Source organism: Pseudoalteromonas apostichopi, assembly GCF_030297135.1.
GTDB lineage: Bacteria > Pseudomonadota > Gammaproteobacteria > Enterobacterales > Alteromonadaceae > Pseudoalteromonas > Pseudoalteromonas apostichopi.
Map to the genome: position 1 here is coordinate 2,138,485 of NZ_AP028065.1, position 15,727 is coordinate 2,154,211.

General features: G+C 42.9%; 16 protein-coding genes and 1 riboswitch. Of the genes, 11 read left to right on the forward strand and 5 right to left on the reverse strand.

The window, feature by feature from the left end; translation table 11 throughout:
• Positions 1-37: 37 nt before the first annotated feature.
• Positions 38-328, reverse strand: coding sequence for a hypothetical protein (locus QUE86_RS09560; protein WP_054554123.1), 291 nt, complete (start codon positions 326-328; stop codon positions 38-40).
• Positions 329-400: 72 nt separating this feature from the next.
• Here QUE86_RS09560 and QUE86_RS09565 point away from each other — a divergent pair, with 72 nt between their 5' ends.
• Positions 401-613 (forward strand): hypothetical protein, encoded by a 213-nt coding sequence (locus QUE86_RS09565; protein WP_130049862.1) that lies wholly within the window; start codon positions 401-403, stop codon positions 611-613.
• A 268-nt stretch (positions 614-881) separates the two neighbouring features.
• Here QUE86_RS09565 and epmB read toward each other — a convergent pair whose 3' ends face one another.
• Positions 882-1,895: an EF-P beta-lysylation protein EpmB gene (gene epmB, locus QUE86_RS09570; protein ID WP_286256848.1), complete on the reverse strand. Its 1,014-nt coding sequence runs from the start codon at positions 1,893-1,895 to the stop codon at positions 882-884.
• Positions 1,896-1,936: 41 nt separating this feature from the next.
• Here epmB and efp point away from each other — a divergent pair, with 41 nt between their 5' ends.
• Complete coding sequence (efp, locus tag QUE86_RS09575; protein ID WP_054554126.1) at positions 1,937-2,503, forward strand: elongation factor P; 567 nt, start codon at positions 1,937-1,939, stop codon at positions 2,501-2,503.
• A gap of 224 nt (positions 2,504-2,727) precedes the next feature.
• The gene (gene epmA / locus QUE86_RS09580; protein WP_256854960.1) at positions 2,728-3,702 is read left to right on the forward strand and encodes an elongation factor P--(R)-beta-lysine ligase; all 975 of its coding nucleotides are present in this window, start codon (positions 2,728-2,730) and stop codon (positions 3,700-3,702) included.
• A 54-nt stretch (positions 3,703-3,756) separates the two neighbouring features.
• Here epmA and QUE86_RS09585 read toward each other — a convergent pair whose 3' ends face one another.
• The gene (locus tag QUE86_RS09585; RefSeq protein WP_178926538.1) at positions 3,757-5,856 is read right to left on the reverse strand and encodes a TonB-dependent receptor; all 2,100 of its coding nucleotides are present in this window, start codon (positions 5,854-5,856) and stop codon (positions 3,757-3,759) included.
• Positions 5,857-6,086: 230 nt separating this feature from the next.
• Here QUE86_RS09585 and QUE86_RS09590 point away from each other — a divergent pair, with 230 nt between their 5' ends.
• From QUE86_RS09590 to QUE86_RS09625, 8 genes are all read left to right on the forward strand, one after another.
• Positions 6,087-6,476 carry an acyl-CoA thioesterase gene (locus tag QUE86_RS09590; RefSeq protein ID WP_130049858.1) on the forward strand — a complete coding sequence of 130 codons (390 nt, stop codon included), beginning with the start codon at positions 6,087-6,089 and terminating at the stop codon, positions 6,474-6,476.
• Between the two features lie 124 nt (positions 6,477-6,600).
• Positions 6,601-7,002, forward strand: coding sequence for an META domain-containing protein (locus tag QUE86_RS09595; protein WP_130049857.1), 402 nt, complete (start codon positions 6,601-6,603; stop codon positions 7,000-7,002).
• 64 nt (positions 7,003-7,066) lie between these two features.
• Positions 7,067-7,168: riboswitch (TPP riboswitch) on the forward strand.
• Between the two features lie 147 nt (positions 7,169-7,315).
• Entirely contained in the window at positions 7,316-9,268 is a 1,953-nt protein-coding gene (gene thiC, locus QUE86_RS09600) for a phosphomethylpyrimidine synthase ThiC (RefSeq protein ID WP_130049856.1), read from the forward strand.
• 65 nt (positions 9,269-9,333) lie between these two features.
• Positions 9,334-10,338 (forward strand): FAD-dependent oxidoreductase, encoded by a 1,005-nt coding sequence (locus QUE86_RS09605; RefSeq protein WP_286256857.1) that lies wholly within the window; start codon positions 9,334-9,336, stop codon positions 10,336-10,338.
• A gap of 8 nt (positions 10,339-10,346) precedes the next feature.
• Positions 10,347-10,544: a sulfur carrier protein ThiS gene (gene thiS / locus QUE86_RS09610; protein WP_239976590.1), complete on the forward strand. Its 198-nt coding sequence runs from the start codon at positions 10,347-10,349 to the stop codon at positions 10,542-10,544.
• A gap of 1 nt (position 10,545) precedes the next feature.
• Positions 10,546-11,328, forward strand: a complete 783-nt coding sequence (locus QUE86_RS09615; protein ID WP_130049853.1) for a thiazole synthase — start codon at positions 10,546-10,548, stop codon at positions 11,326-11,328.
• A gap of 15 nt (positions 11,329-11,343) precedes the next feature.
• Positions 11,344-12,867 carry a thiamine phosphate synthase gene (gene thiE / locus QUE86_RS09620; protein WP_286256861.1) on the forward strand — a complete coding sequence of 508 codons (1,524 nt, stop codon included), beginning with the start codon at positions 11,344-11,346 and terminating at the stop codon, positions 12,865-12,867.
• A gap of 1 nt (position 12,868) precedes the next feature.
• Entirely contained in the window at positions 12,869-13,636 is a 768-nt protein-coding gene (locus QUE86_RS09625) for a HesA/MoeB/ThiF family protein (RefSeq protein WP_130049851.1), read from the forward strand.
• Positions 13,637-13,674: 38 nt separating this feature from the next.
• Here QUE86_RS09625 and asd read toward each other — a convergent pair whose 3' ends face one another.
• Both asd and rsgA read right to left on the reverse strand, forming a co-directional pair.
• Positions 13,675-14,541: an archaetidylserine decarboxylase gene (gene asd, locus QUE86_RS09630; protein WP_205987916.1), complete on the reverse strand. Its 867-nt coding sequence runs from the start codon at positions 14,539-14,541 to the stop codon at positions 13,675-13,677.
• Between the two features lie 18 nt (positions 14,542-14,559).
• Positions 14,560-15,618 carry a small ribosomal subunit biogenesis GTPase RsgA gene (rsgA, locus tag QUE86_RS09635; protein ID WP_130049850.1) on the reverse strand — a complete coding sequence of 353 codons (1,059 nt, stop codon included), beginning with the start codon at positions 15,616-15,618 and terminating at the stop codon, positions 14,560-14,562.
• Positions 15,619-15,727: the final 109 nt, after the last annotated feature.

Here is a 15,727-nt window from a genome sequence, read left to right on the forward strand (position 1 = left end):
TCGCGCGTAAGCCTCTATAAAAATAGAGGCTTCTACGTTACTTAAACGTCGCTAACAGTTGTAGTAACTGTTGCAGTTTAATAACGGTTTTTTTCAGTTTTTCTTCGTCCATACCGTCGTTGCTTAAGCTTTCTACATCAGCAGCAACATCGAGAACGTAAGGTTTAAAGCGTTTTGCTTCAAAATCAAAGCCAGCATCTTTTGCAAATAAGGCTTTGAATTTACCATGGCCTTGCTGCTGTAAGTCATCTAATTTTTTATCAGCATCAAGTGCCTGACGATAAACGATTTTTAGGTTAGCATTGAGTTGTTCAATAATTGAATCCATTTTTTTCCTAAAGCTTTAGACTGCAATGCCGATATAGTACGTGGATTGTCATAAAAAGTCAGGTAATGAACTATGAATATATCAGGATCAAGCCTACCAGCGATGAGTGGCGGTGGCGAAAGTGCAGAAGTTTACAGCGCATCGCTTGCTAAAAAACAGCAAAAGGCTGATGGTGCTGCGGCACTTGCACTTATCGAAGGCGCAGCAACATCGAGTGCTGCAGCGCAAACACCTGCTAAGTCGGTAACTGCGACACTAGGTAACAACGTAAACGTATACGTTTAGTTGTTAAATTAGATAGGGCGTGTTGACCCTTTATGATTGATTTTGCAGCAGTGTGTTTGGTATTTAGGCAAGGCAGAGCCTATGTAGTGTGGTTGTTCCACATAAATAGGCGATAACGCAGCATTAATGCCAAACACGCGCTGCCCTTCGGGTTCTTCCTAGGGGCGATTAACTCTTTGTTACTCGATTTTTACTTAGCCCACTAGGTTACAAATCTCGCGCCGCGATTAAATCGCCCCTAGAGTGAACAAATTTCAATCAATAAAGGTCAACACGCCCTTAGATCGATAGGCGTTTTACTTTTTTCGCCACCGATCTCGCGCACCAGCTTAGGAACCAAGAATCCCGGCAATGCTGCCAGCATAGCCGTCACGATTTCTCGTGCCTGACTCTCAGCTATATCAAAATGGCTGGCACCCTCAACTTTATCTAGTAGATGTAAGTAGTAAGGAAGTATATCTGCCTCAAAAAGTGCTTCACTTAGTGCAACTTGTGAATCAACAGAATCATTCACATCTTTCAGTAATACCGCTTGATTTAATAACGTAACCCCCGCGACTTTTAATTTTTGCATAGCCGCTTTAAATTCATCATCAATTTCGTTGGCGTGATTGATATGGTTTATAAACACCACTTTTAAAGGCGATGCAGCAAAGCGCGAACATAGCTCATCGGTAATTCTTGCTGGGATCACCACAGGCAAGCGGCTATGAATACGCATGCGTTTAATTTGCGGTAGCTGTTCGAGCTCATCCATAAACCAACTAACAGCATCGTCCTTGGCCATCAATGGATCACCACCACTCAAAATGACTTCGTTGATGTTGGCGTCGGCTTTTATATATGCCAGTGCCTCAATTAAACTGCGTTTGTTTAATTGGTTTTCTTGATAAGGAAAATGACGTCTAAAACAATAGCGGCAATTTACAGCACAACCGGTTTTAAACATCACTAAAACGCGAGAGCGATACTTGTGTAATAAGCCCGGTTGATTATTATCTTGTTCTTTTAGAGGGTCTTTATCGTAACCTGTTTTTGCTAAAAACTCTTGGTGTTTTGGCATCACTTGCAGCAAAAGAGGGTCGTTTATGTCGCCATAACGCATTTTTTTGATAAAAGGCAGTGGCACACGGACAGGAAAAAGACTGCGTGCTTTGAGGTCTTTTTCGTCTACTTTGCTTGATAATCCTAGCATTTCTAGCAAGCGTTCAGGACAAGTGACAACATTTGCCAATTCTTTTTGCCAGTTTTTATGCAAATTTACTTCATTTCTTTGTATCATTGACACGTAGATTACTCGAAATTATTTAGACAGAGGAAACGATGGCGAATTATAGCACCAATGAGTTCAAGGGCGGCCTAAAAATTATGTTAGACGGCGAACCTTGCAGCATCTTAGAAAATGAAATGGTAAAACCAGGTAAAGGCCAGGCGTTTAACCGTGTTCGTATTCGTAAACTTATCACAGGTAAAGTACTAGAAAAAACATTCAAGTCAGGTGAATCAGTTGAAGGTGCAGACGTAATGGATACAGATTTAGCGTATCTATACACTGACGGTGAGTTCTGGCACTTCATGAACAACGAAACATTTGAGCAAATCGCTGCTGACGAAAAAGCGCTTGGCGACAATGCAAAATGGTTAGTTGAAAATGACGTTTGTACAATCACGCTTTGGAACGGTAGCCCAATCGCTGTGACTCCACCAAACTTCGTTGAATTAGAAATCACTGAAACAGATCCAGGTCTAAAAGGTGATACAGCGGGTACTGGCGGTAAACCGGCAACATTAAGCACAGGTGCTGTTGTTCGTGTTCCTCTATTCGTACAAATCGGCGAAGTGATCAAAGTTGATACACGTAGCGGTGAATACGTGAGCCGTGTTAAGTAACAGGCTTTGTTAATACCAATTCGCAATAATACTTAATCATTTTGAGGGATTAAACCTGTCGCTAGCTACGTTAAAAATTTCTGATTTAGAACAACTAAATAACGAAATTTTTGCCTTGCTATCAACAAGGTTTTATTGCCTCAAAATAGACCACTTAATTAAGCGAGTTGGTATGAATTATTATAAAATCCCAGCTTCTGCTGGGATTTTTTTTGGGAAACACTATGTCTAATGTCCTTTGGCAACCAAGCGCCGATATTGAAACTTTACGCCACCGTGCCGCTATCATCCGCCGTATTCGCGAGTTCTTTTATGCACGTGATGTTATGGAGGTTGAAACGCCAAGCTTAAGTGCGGCCAGTGTAACCGATGTGCATTTAGCGACATTTAGTACCGAGTTTGTTGGTCCTGGTCATGCTGGTGGCTTACCACTTTATTTGCAAACGTCACCTGAGTTTGCCATGAAGCGTTTACTTGCTGCAGGCTCTGGGGCTATTTTCCAGCTATGCAAAGCCTTTCGTAATGAAGAGGCGGGTAGTCATCATAATCCTGAATTTACAATGCTTGAGTGGTATCGTCCGGGTTTTGATGAATTTGCCCTTATGGATGAAATGGATGAGCTTATGCAATTAGTGCTTGGCGTAGAAAGCGCAGAGCGACTAACTTATCAACAAGCTTTTATGAACGCCTTAGGTGTTGACCCATTAACCGCTAATATCAGCACTTTGCAGCAACTAGCAACGGAGCAGGGCTTTGCCGATATTGCTGCGCATGAAACGCACCGAGATACCTTGTTGCAGCTATTATTTTGTATGAAGGTAGAGCCAACGATTGGCCAAGAAAAGCCTTGTTTTGTTTATCATTTTCCAGCTTCGCAAGCGGCTCTTGCCCAAATTTGCCAACATGATGAGCGAGTCGCAGGGCGCTTTGAGTTATATTTCAAGAATATGGAGCTGGCAAACGGCTTTAATGAACTAACAGATGGCAAAGAGCAAGCAGCTCGCTTTTGTGAAGACAATCAATACCGTGAAGCGAATGGTTTAAAGCAAGTGCCAATGGATGAGCGCTTAATCGCTGCGCTAGAGCATGGCTTACCACAATGTGCGGGTGTAGCGCTGGGTATTGATCGACTCATTATGCTGGCAACGAATAAGCAAAAGATTAAAGACGTACTCGCCTTTGATGTTGAAAGGGCTTAATTTATTAGGTTCTAGGAATTTGGGTGCTAAGTAAAAAACTTAGCACCGAATTGCTTATAGCTCGTAAATAAATGTCACACCGGCAACCATTGGTTCGCCAAGCTGCGTGTAAGTGTGAGTGGTGTATCCATCTAATGGGTCGTTACCAAACTCAAAACCACGGGTTGGTACGTCTTCGTCAAATAAGTTACGTGCCCATGCATTAATGCTCCAATTATCACCTTCATAACCAAATGAAGCATTCACTAAATTCGTGCTTGGTGCTTTTGAGTTATGGCTATCAGAGAAGTAATAATCGTCTTTACCCTCTAAACCAATCGATGCATAAAGTGCAGGCGTAAAGTTATAACGCGCAGTGAATGCATATTGGTATTTAGGTGCTTGTGCTTGGTCGCGACCATCTTGATCAAGACCTGATTGAGCCACAAAGTCATTGATTTCTGTATGTAGATAACCTGCACTACCTGTTAGTAGTAAATTGTCAGTTGCTTGGAAGCTACCTTCAATTTCTAAACCGTAGTTTTCGCCAGAGCTGGCGTTATCGATATAGCCTGTGAACTTTTGACCTTCAACTTGCCACGATTTTAGCTGCATATCTTCTCGATACATATAAAAGGCGGCTAGACGTAACACAAATTTATCGTCTAGAGAGCTGCCTTTAACACCAAACTCACCGCTCCATAAGTACTCAGGGGCAAATGATGTGTGATTAGCAAAAAAGTCAGCATCGAGGTTTAAGCCTTCGTCTTTTGCTTTTGCTAAAGCTTCAGAGTTAATACCGCCAGCTTTATAGCCACGGGTGATGCTGGTGTAGATCATGGTGCGATCAATGACTTGATATTCAAGCGCAAGCTTACCACCGACCATGACATCATCAGTTTCTTCAATAAAACCGTTATTGTCGGTGTAGTCGCCTTGGTACTGTTCAACGCGCAGACCTGTAATTAAGGTTGTTTTTGGGCCAATAGGTGTAGCTAACTGCCCGTATGCAGCAATATTGCTGGTTTCATAATTTGATGCAAAAGGTTGTGCCAGCCAAGTGTATTGGCGCTCTAAATCGACTTCGCGGCCTTGGTAATAAATACCTGCCACCCAATCGCCCGCTTTGCCATTAAATTGTAGCTCGGCTGCTTGATCTTTTCGGTCGCGTAAATAGGTATCTGTTGAGCTATAACCCCACTCATGTAGGCCTGCAGCACATAGTTCAGGCTGAGCTTCATCGTTACATACCCAATCTTCGTCGAAGCTGTATAGCAGCTCGCTGTCGATCCCTGAAACATTTAGGCTTACATCAAACCAATCGAAGCCGGTGTAAATGTTTGCAAGGCCAACGGCGATACTTTCTTGATTATCCTCACCAGGCTCATCAGCAACGCTATTACGGCTATTATCGAGCGTGAAAGCATCATAACCGTTATTAATATCAATATAATGAACGTTAAGTTCTGTGCGTAAGTGGCTAGTTAATTGGCTGTGCAATTTAAAGCGAGAAACGAGCTCGTCTTGTTGTTGGGTATCTTCACCTAAATAACGGTTTTCTACATAACCATCAGACTCGCGTTGATAAACACTGGCACGTACTGCAGTATCATCAGTAATACCAGTACCTGCTGCAATACCTGCTTCGTAGCTATTGTAGTTGCCCGCACCCAGTTGCACTTTAACGCTTGGATCAAAGGTTGGCGCAGCTGATTCCATTTGAATCATGCCAGCTAAAGCATCAGCACCAAAGCGAGTTCCTTGTGGACCGCGATAGATTTCAACTTGGTCGATATCAAATAATAGCGAACTGCCACCTAAACCAGAGTAGTTAATGCCGTCAATAACTAAGCCAACCGACGGGTTAATAGGATCAACAAATTGCGAGCGTAATCCAACACCACGAATTTGCACGAAACGACCACGAGATGCGCCTGAGGTAAAGTTTACGTTGGCAGCGCTAGCTAGCATCTCATCTAAAAACTTTGCACCACGTTGATTGATTTCATGGTCTGAAAACAAGCTTGCACTGGCACTTAAAGTTTGAATGCTCTCTTTTTGGAAATCACCGGTAACTACAATTGTTTCCAGCTCACCGTCTTCAGCGTAAGCAATCGAAGATGCTGCGAATAAAGGCAGGATGGCAGCAGATAATAATGATAAACGTCGTTTCATGCGGGTTCTTAACTCCATTTTAGGGACTGCTATTCTAGCAACCTAGCTAGCCAAATGGCTATAAATACCAATTCGCAATAATACTTAAGCATTTTTGACGGGTTATACCTAGCATTACCTGCGAGGCTTGCTTGCCCAAAAATAGAACGCTCAATTAAGCGAAATGGTATAAATCAATTTTTATGGTATAAACGCAGGCAATTATACGTAAATTGATTAGGAATACGACTATGACCTTTAGAGTAGACTTTAAAGTGCGTGATTATGAGTGTGATTTACAAGGAATTGTAAATAACAGTGTTTATTTTAATTACTTAGAGCATGCTCGTCATGAGTTTTTACATGCCCAAGGTGTCGACTTTGCAAAGCTAGCAAGAGAAAAAGTAAACCTTGTGGTGCTTCGCAGCGAAATGGATTACAAGGCATCACTTGTGCCTGGTGATGAATTTTATGTTGCTGTTGAGCCTGAGCGAATTAGCCGCTTAAAGTTTGCGTTTAGACAAACGGTATACCGTAAACATGACGATAAAGTAATGCTTCAAGCTTTGGTCATTGGCACATCAGTTAACGAAAAAGGTCGTCCTTTTTTACCAGAAGAAGTCGATAACTTATTCAAATAGTCTGCGTTGTTCTTCGAAAAGCTAACTTAGAACAATTTTTTACAGATAAAACATGTTTTTTTAACGATCAATTGCGTTAAATGTTGTTATTATTACTACATTGAAATTTGAGTCGTAAAAAAATATGAAGTTAGTAGCCTTGCCTCTTCTTTTAGTACTATTTTGCATGGGTTGCTCATCGACCGGTACTGTATCGAGTGAGCAATTAAAATATACACAGTGGCAATTATCAAAAGTGAATGGTTTAGCAATTCCTGTATCCCAAACTGCCTCTATACGGTTTATTGAAGCGATGCAGGTTAATGGCTTCGCTGGTTGTAATAAATTTTTTGGTGAGGGTGCGCTAAACGAAGATATGCTAACAGTCAATAAGTTAGGTATGACACGTAAATCGTGTGGCGAGCAAATTGATGATCTTGAGCAGCAATTACTTTCAACGTTGAAGGAAGGTGCAGCCATTAATTTAAATGGTGAGCAACTAACCTTGCAAGGCGAGCATCACTTTACCTTCATTGCAAAAAACTAAAGTTGCTGAGCTTGCAGCAATTTTTTAACTGACGTACACTCAGGGCGTTTTATAAGAAACGAATTTATACTTGTCGGAGTGCCTTTAACAAGGCTGAGATCGCGAAAGCGGGATCCGTGAACCTGATCAGGCTAACACCTGCGTAGGGAACAAGCTGCCTCAATGGGCGCTTGTGCGCCAAATTTCTGGGGCATAAGCGGCGCAGGCTGCACTAGTAAGCATTAGCTTATTAACAACGATCCAATGGCGTTAGCCACTCTCTATTGCTTTTGCAATATCTGACAAGACAACCCTTAAAGTAATGAGGTAAGTCATGTCAAATACAACAACTAAACCATCTCGCCGCGAAGTGCGTGCGGCAGCATCTGATTATATTTATAACTTAACTGGGCAACCCTTTCCTAATTCTCATAAAGTGTATGTGGAAGGCACACAAGATAATGTGCGAGTAGGGATGCGCGAAATCACCCTTAGCGATACCTTTATCGGTGGCACTGAAGAGAACCCAGTGTTTGAACCTAATGCCCCAATTCGCGTTTACGATACATCAGGCCCTTACACTGACCCTGATTTTAAGCTTGATGTGCGCAAGGGACTTGAGAAATATCGAGAAAAGTGGATTGAGAGTCGCGGCGACACTGAAGTCTTAGACTCAGTCACTTCGCAATTTTCTCAGCAACGTATGGCGGATGAAGGCTTAGATCATATTCGCTTTGAGCACTTGCCAAAAATCCGCCGTGCTAAAGCGGGTAAAAATGTGACGCAAATGCATTATGCGCGACAAGGCATTGTGACTCCAGAAATGGAGTATGTGGCAATTCGCGAAAACATGGGACGCGCTAAAATTCGTGAAGAGTTACTTGCAGCGCAGCATAAAGGCGAATCGTTTGGGGCCAGCATTCCTGATTTCATTACCCCTGAATTTGTGCGTGATGAAATTGCACGTGGCCGTGCGGTGTTACCGAATAATATCAACCACCCGGAAACCGAGCCAATGATCATTGGCCGAAACTTTTTAGTTAAAGTGAACGCGAATATTGGTAACTCATCAGTCACCTCATCAATCGAAGAAGAAGTTGAGAAGATGGTGTGGTCAACGCGTTGGGGCGCCGATACGGTAATGGATTTATCAACAGGCCGCTATATTCATGAAACCCGTGAATGGGTGGTACGTAATTCACCAGTACCAATTGGTACTGTACCTATTTATCAAGCGCTTGAAAAAGTAAACGGTGTTGCCGAAGACCTTACGTGGGAGATTTTCCGCGATACCTTGATTGAACAAGCTGAACAAGGTGTTGATTACTTTACCATTCACGCTGGAGTATTACTTCGTTATGTACCTATGACGGCAAAACGTGTTACCGGTATTGTGTCACGCGGCGGTTCAATCATGGCCAAATGGTGTTTAGCACACCATAAAGAAAACTTTTTATACACTCACTTTGAAGAGATCTGTGAAATTTTAAAACAGTACGATGTGTGTTTTTCACTGGGTGATGGCTTGCGTCCAGGTTCTATTGCAGATGCCAATGATGAAGCCCAGTTCAGTGAGTTACGTACTTTAGGTGAGCTGACAAAACTTGCTTGGAAACATGACGTACAAGTATTCATTGAAGGCCCAGGCCATGTGCCGATGCATATGATCAAAGAGAACATGGAAGAGCAGCTAAAACACTGTGAAGAAGCACCGTTTTACACCCTCGGCCCACTGACAACGGATATTGCACCGGGGTACGATCATTTCACATCGGGTATTGGGGCCGCGCAAATTGCCTGGTATGGCTGTGCCATGCTTTGTTATGTAACACCTAAAGAGCATTTAGGTTTACCAAATAAAGAAGACGTTAAAGAAGGCCTTATTACTTATAAAATTGCCGCCCATGCCGCTGATTTAGCAAAAGGCCACCCTGGGGCGCAAGAACGCGATAACGCATTATCAAAAGCACGCTTTGAGTTCCGTTGGCACGACCAATTTAATCTAGGTTTAGACCCTGAACGCGCTCGTGAGTATCACGACGAAACACTGCCACAAGAATCAGGAAAAATTGCACATTTTTGCTCTATGTGTGGCCCTAAATTTTGCTCGATGAAGATTACTCAAGAAGTACGTGATTATGCAAAAGATCTTGAGGCTAGAGGCATTGATCCGAATAACGTGGGCGATGCTATCGAAATCAAAATGGTCGATGTTGAAGCCGAAATGAAAGCAAAGTCAGACGAGTTCAAAAAAACAGGCTCTGAGATTTACCACAAAGCAGTTTAATTGATGGAGCTAGGCATAGCGATAGGTTCTGGGTTTTTACCTAGAGCCTAGCGCCTAGAAAGTTTATGTCTTTAAAGATAGCGATACTTGGTTTTGGCTTAACGGGTCGTTTGACTGCACTAGCACTTGCCAAAGAGCATCAGCTAAGTGTGTTTGAGCAGGATGATCAACATGCTAGCAATAGTGCTGGCAGTGTTGCCGCAGCGATGTTGGCACCACTCGCTGAATCAGTACTGTGCGAACAGGATCTAGCATTAAAAGGGCTTAATAGTATTTCACGTTGGCAGCAAATCTTAAGCGAACTTGATGAACCTGTATATTTTCAACAAGCAGGCAGCTTAGTGGTTGCTCACCAGCAAGATAAGGGCGATTTACAAAGTTTTGTGAGCCGTTTAAAGCCCCTTGGTAGTAATCAAGCGAAATCTTTGTCGAGTATTCAAATAGCCGAACTTGAGCCTGAGCTTGCGGGGCGTTTCCATCAGGGGGTGTATTTACCCTGTGAAGGGCAGCTAGATAATCAGGCATTTTATAGCGCCAGTTTCAAAAAGCTTACATCGCAAGGAGTTCAATTTAAATTTGCTTGCAAAGTTGAGCTGAATGGTCATCAAGTGAATGGTCAAAGCTTTAATTATGTATTTGATTGCCGAGGCTTAGGTTCTAAACAGAATGAGCCTTTACTTCGCGGAGTACGAGGTGAGGTGGCGCGTTTATATGCACCAGAGGTGAATCTTACTCGACCTATACGACTGATGCATCCGCGCTACCCAATTTACATTGCACCAAAACCAAACCACCAATTTGTGATTGGTGCTACGGAGATTGAATCGCAAGACACAGGCAAAGTCACAGTGCGCTCTGCACTAGAGTTATTGTCTGCTGCTTATACGGTGCATAGCGGTTTTGCTGAAGGGCGTATCGAGAGCTTGCAATCGGGGCTTCGTCCTGCGTTTGCAGACAACCGCCCTAAAGTCAGTATACAAGATCGAGTTATCAGTATTAATGGCTTATACCGGCACGGTTATTTACTTGCGCCTCTGGTGGTTGATGAAGCTGTTAGCTTAATTGCTTAAGGATAAAAATGAATATTTTAATTAATGGTCAGTCAGTTACAGTGAGCGACGATACATCTCTCACTCAGGCCTTGAATCAATTTGGCGCTAGACCCCCATTTGCGGTTGCTGTTAATGGTGACTTTGTACCTCGCAGTCAGTGCGATGCTAAAATCCTCAACGATGGCGACAGCATTGAGTTATTGTCGCCGATTCAAGGAGGTTAAGATGGATAGTTTTTCGGTTTATGGTGAGCAATTTAGCAGTCGTTTACTGATTGGCTCTGCACTCTATCCTTCGCCAAGTGTTATGCAGGATTCGATAGTGGCCTCACAGGCTGACATTGTCACCGTTTCATTGCGTCGTCAGCAAAGCGTTGCAGCGGGTGATGATTTCTGGCAATTGATAAAAAACACTGGCTTAAAGGTGCTGCCAAATACTGCGGGTTGCCACAGTGTGAAAGAAGCGGTGACGTTGGCGCAAATGTGCCGCGAAGTGTTTGCTACTGATTGGATCAAATTAGAACTAATAGGTGATGAATATAATTTACAGCCTGATCCAATTGCACTGCTCGAAGCAACTAAAATTTTATTGGCTGATGGCTTTAAAGTTTTACCTTATTGCACCGATGATTTAGTGCTGTGTCAGCGTCTAGCTGATTTAGGTTGTGAAGTATTAATGCCTTGGGGCGCACCGATTGGAACAGGTAAGGGTTTGCTGAATCCTTACAATTTAAAAATGATCCGTGAACGTTTACCTAACCATACTTTAATAGTTGATGCGGGTTTAGGTTTACCATCTCATGCCTGCCAAGCGCTTGAATTAGGATATGATGCCGTATTATTAAATTCGGCAATTGCAGGTGCTGGTTGCCCTGTAACTATGAGTAAAGCGTTTAGGAATGCTGTTGAGGCGGGGCGATGTAGCTATTTGGCTAAAGCGATGCCTGAAAAAGACGTAGCAAGCCCGTCAACGCCAACTCTCGGTATGCCGTTTTGGCATCAAGAATAAAATGTGAGGAATAACATGAATCAGGTTGTATGGACCATAGCAGGCTCAGATTCGGGCGGCGGCGCAGGCATTCAGGCCGATATCAAGGCAATGCAAAGTTTTAATGTACATGGCTGTACGGTTATTACTGCTTTAACGGCACAAAACAGTTTAGGTGTAGAAGCACTAAACCCGATTTCAACAGAGGTTATTGAATCACAGTTACTCGCGTTAGCCAGTGATATGCCTGCCAGCGTTATTAAGATTGGCATGCTTGCAAATGTGCAGCAGATACAGCTTATTAGTGAACATTTAAAACATTACAAAGCAACTTGGGCAGTGCCGCCTTTGGTTGTTTATGATCCGGTTGCTATTGCTTCAAGTGGTGATTTATTAACAGAAGAAGATACTGTTAGTGCCATCAAAGAGTGTTTATTGCCATTAGTCGATGTAGTAACACCGAACACGCACGAAACGCAGTTATTAACCGGTGTTTATTTGATTGGCCCAAGCGCAGTGAAAGAAGCCGCTGAAAAGTTAACAAGCTATGGTGCAAAAGCGGTGATCATTAAAGGTGGTCATTGGGATTACCCAAGTGGCTATTGCATTGATTACTGCGTGCAAGGCGAACAAGCATATTGGCTTGGCAACGAAAAAATTCAAACTCCGCATAGTCATGGCACTGGATGTAGTATGGCGTCGGTAGTTGCTGCTTGCTTAGCAAAACAGTACCCACTTAAAGATGCCTTCATTTTAGCAAAAGCCTATATAAACCAAGGTTTAAAAGCGGCTGTTCGTTATGGTGAAGGTATTGGTCCTGTTGCACATACTCGCTTTCCAACAACGCTGGCGGATTACCCACAAGTAATCGAAGCGGGGAGTTGGTTAGGTGATGAGCTCGACTTTGATTGCCCGGTTAATTTTACCATGGCAGCAGGCTTTGCAGAATGTGACTCGAAACAGCTTGGTTTATATGCCGTTGTAGATACCGTTGATTGGTTGGAGAAGTGTTTAGCCGAAGGGATTAAAACTGTTCAATTAAGAATGAAAAATGCAGACGATGCTGCACTCGAAGATGCGATTGCAAGTGCAGTTATGTTAGGGCAGAAATACGGTGCGCAGGTGTATATCAATGATTACTGGCAATTGGCGATTAAGCATGGTGCTTATGGTGTGCATTTAGGGCAAGAAGATTTACAAACCGCTAATTTAATTGCCATAAAAGAGGCTGGATTACGTTTAGGTGTTTCGACCCATGGTTTTTATGAGATGCTGCGTGCACATAATTACAGACCAAGTTATATGGCGTTTGGCGCTATTTACCCAACCACCACCAAAGACATGACAGGGCAAATTCAAGGCTTAGAAAAGCTCGAAAAATTTGTACCTTTAATGGCTGATTACCCAACAGTCGCAATTGGTGGGATTGATTTATCACGTGCAGAGCAAGTGGCGAGCACGGGTGTTGGTAGTGTTGCCGTAGTACGTGCGATTACTGAAGCCGAAGACTACCAAGCAGCCATTGCCAAGTTAAAACACGTGGTCGAAGGTCAGCCTTAATATGAGCGCGTTAAGCGACAAAGAGCAAATTCGTTATAGTCGCCATTTACTAATAAAAGAGGTGGGGCTTGCGGGTCAGAAAAAGTTAAAGTCTACACATATTGTGGTCGTCGGCGCTGGTGGGCTTGGCTCACCTGCATTGTTTTATTTAGCGGCTGCAGGTATCGGAACGCTCACTTTGATAGACGATGATAAGGTTGAGCTTTCAAACCTACAGCGACAAATACTGTATAAAGTAAACCACATGGGGCAGGCAAAAGCGCAGGCGGCTGCTAAGGTGATAAGCAGTTTAAATAATCAAATAAAGGTTAATCCATTATGCCAAAAACTTGATGAAACTAACTGTTCCGAGCTTCTTAAGGGTGCTGACATCATCCTAGATTGCAGTGATAACTTTACTACCCGCTATTTGGTTAATCGCTATTGTTTAGCTAGGTCTATTCCACTTGTTTCAGCTGCAGCTATCGCAACACAAGGGCAGGTGATGAGCTTTGATTTTCGTGATGAAAATAGCCCTTGCTATGGTTGTGTATTCCCGCAAACGGATGAGCAAACTGCACTTAATTGTGATAATGCTGGGGTATTGAGCCCGTTACTCGGGGTTATGGGGAGCATGCAAAGTTTATTGGCTATCAATATATTGCTTGGCCATAAAGCGGGCAGTGAGTTTATTCAATTCGATGGGCTAACACTACAACAGCAGCGCTTCAGTATACAAAAAGATAGCGAATGCTCAGAATGTAATAACAGTGTGTGGACACGTTGTTAGCAAACCACTTTTTAGCTAAAGTGGTTTGCTTGGGTATATTAGTCGTTAATTTTCGCAAATGGTGTGCCCATGCGCGTCACTGTTTCAGGGTGTTGATCTGATAAGAACTCAGCTTGATTTGCACCCCAAGCTAATATAACAGTAGAGCCTAATTTAAAGCGGCCCATTTCTTCACCCTTCTTAAGGGTAATTGCATTGTCACCTTCAGTTGGGTAATTCCAACTAAATACATCTTTACCCGCTGGTGGCGTTACTGTGCCTGCCCAGATAGTCTCAATGCTAGCAACAATTGTCGCACCAACAAGTACCATAGCTAGCGGACCAATTTCGGTCTCGAATATAGCCACGACACGCTCGTTACGAGCAAATAGGTTAGGAACATTTTGTGCTGTTAACGGGTTAACCGAAAATAAATCACCCGGTACGTAGATCATTTTGCTCAGCGTACCATCAACAGGCATGTGAATACGGTGGTAATCTTTAGGTGCTAAGTAAATAGTCGCAAACTTACCGCCTAAAAACGGCGCAGTGTCTTCTTCATTGCCGCCAAGTAACGCTTGTAAGCTGTAGTCATGACCTTTGGCTTGAATGATTTGACCGTCTACTACATCGCCTAATTGGCTTATTGCACCATCAACTGGGTGAGCAACAATGTCGCTTTCCTCAGCAAGTGGACGAATACCTTCTTTTAATGGGCGAGTGAAAAACTCATTAAAAGTTTTGTAATGAGCTGGATCTGGGTATTTAGCCTCACTCATATCAATTTTGTATTGTTTGATAAACAATTTAATCAAGGCCGTTGTTAAGCCACCCGCTTTTGCTGCTGCTAACTTGCCAACCATGCGCGAAATGAAATGTTTTGGCATGGCATATTGCATAGCAATTTTGAATTTATCTAAACTCACTTGTTATTTCCTAAATAGTTATACGCGAGGAGCGCGTGCACCAGCACGGCCGTCGGCCATAGTTTCTAAAATTCGGTGGTAACTGTCAAAACGAAGTTCTGAAATTTCACCATCATCAACAGCTTGGCGAATTATACAGCCAGGATCGTTTAAGTGCTTACAATCACGAAAACGACAGCCACCAATAAAATCACGGAACTCTTTAAAGCACCAAGTAACGCGCTCAACATCTAAATGCCATAAGCCAAACTCACGAATTCCTGGTGAGTCGATAAGGTTACCGCCACTTGGTAAATGGTGTAATCGCGATACGGTGGTTGTATGCTGGCCAAGGCCGCTGTTTTCAGAGACTTCTTGAGTTAAAATTTCAGCGTCGGGTAGCACTGTATTGACTAAGGTTGATTTACCCACACCGCTTTGACCAACAAAAATACTGTTTTTATCTACCAGCTTTTGTTTTAGCTCATCTATGCCATGACCTGTTTTATTACTGACTAACAGTACTTGGTAACCAAGGTCGCGATAGATATCGAGAATTTCATCAATAAAAGCAAGGCCTTCATCGTCTATTAAATCTATTTTGTTAAGTACCAAAATAGGCTCAATACCCATGTCTTCACAGGCAACTAAATAACGGTCAATAATGTTTGGCGTAAACTCAGGAAGCACAGCTGAGACCATTAAAATTTGGTCGATATTTGCAGCGACTACTTTGACACCGTCATAAAAGTCGGGGCGTGTCAGTTGTGAGCGGCGCTCATGAGTTGCTTCAATAACGCCAGCTAAGTCGCCTTCGCTGACTTTTGCACGGCGAAAAATAACCTCGTCACCACAGACAAGGCTTGATACTGTTCGCCGTATATTACAACGTAATACTTCACCTGACTCGATTTCGATGTCGGCATGTTGACCAAATCTACTTATTACAACTGCATTTTCGGCAGGGCCTAAATTATCATTTTGCCATTGCACTGCAGCCCCTTTCTGTTGCTTTTTATCTGCATTAGAGAGGCGTTTTTGGTGATTGGCCTTAATTCGACGTGATTGGCCTTTACTTAATTTCTTTTGTTTTGCCACTTTTGGCCCATAACTTGATTAAATGTCGGGCTTTTTGAAAAAAAAGCTTTAGGTCGACTGATGATACTAATATGATATATCTAAATGCGTTGGATCTAAAGGAAAGCAC

Coding starts and splice junctions, on each gene's coding strand:
- QUE86_RS09560 (WP_054554123.1), bottom strand. CDS start 328: ATGGATTCAATTATTGAACAACTCAATGCTAACCTAAAAATCGTTTAT.
- QUE86_RS09565 (WP_130049862.1), top strand. CDS start 401: ATGAATATATCAGGATCAAGCCTACCAGCGATGAGTGGCGGTGGCGAA.
- epmB (WP_286256848.1), bottom strand. CDS start 1,895: ATGATACAAAGAAATGAAGTAAATTTGCATAAAAACTGGCAAAAAGAA.
- efp (WP_054554126.1), top strand. CDS start 1,937: ATGGCGAATTATAGCACCAATGAGTTCAAGGGCGGCCTAAAAATTATG.
- epmA (WP_256854960.1), top strand. CDS start 2,728: ATGTCTAATGTCCTTTGGCAACCAAGCGCCGATATTGAAACTTTACGC.
- QUE86_RS09585 (WP_178926538.1), bottom strand. CDS start 5,856: ATGAAACGACGTTTATCATTATTATCTGCTGCCATCCTGCCTTTATTC.
- QUE86_RS09590 (WP_130049858.1), top strand. CDS start 6,087: ATGACCTTTAGAGTAGACTTTAAAGTGCGTGATTATGAGTGTGATTTA.
- QUE86_RS09595 (WP_130049857.1), top strand. CDS start 6,601: ATGAAGTTAGTAGCCTTGCCTCTTCTTTTAGTACTATTTTGCATGGGT.
- thiC (WP_130049856.1), top strand. CDS start 7,316: ATGTCAAATACAACAACTAAACCATCTCGCCGCGAAGTGCGTGCGGCA.
- QUE86_RS09605 (WP_286256857.1), top strand. CDS start 9,334: ATGTCTTTAAAGATAGCGATACTTGGTTTTGGCTTAACGGGTCGTTTG.
- thiS (WP_239976590.1), top strand. CDS start 10,347: ATGAATATTTTAATTAATGGTCAGTCAGTTACAGTGAGCGACGATACA.
- QUE86_RS09615 (WP_130049853.1), top strand. CDS start 10,546: ATGGATAGTTTTTCGGTTTATGGTGAGCAATTTAGCAGTCGTTTACTG.
- thiE (WP_286256861.1), top strand. CDS start 11,344: ATGAATCAGGTTGTATGGACCATAGCAGGCTCAGATTCGGGCGGCGGC.
- QUE86_RS09625 (WP_130049851.1), top strand. CDS start 12,869: ATGAGCGCGTTAAGCGACAAAGAGCAAATTCGTTATAGTCGCCATTTA.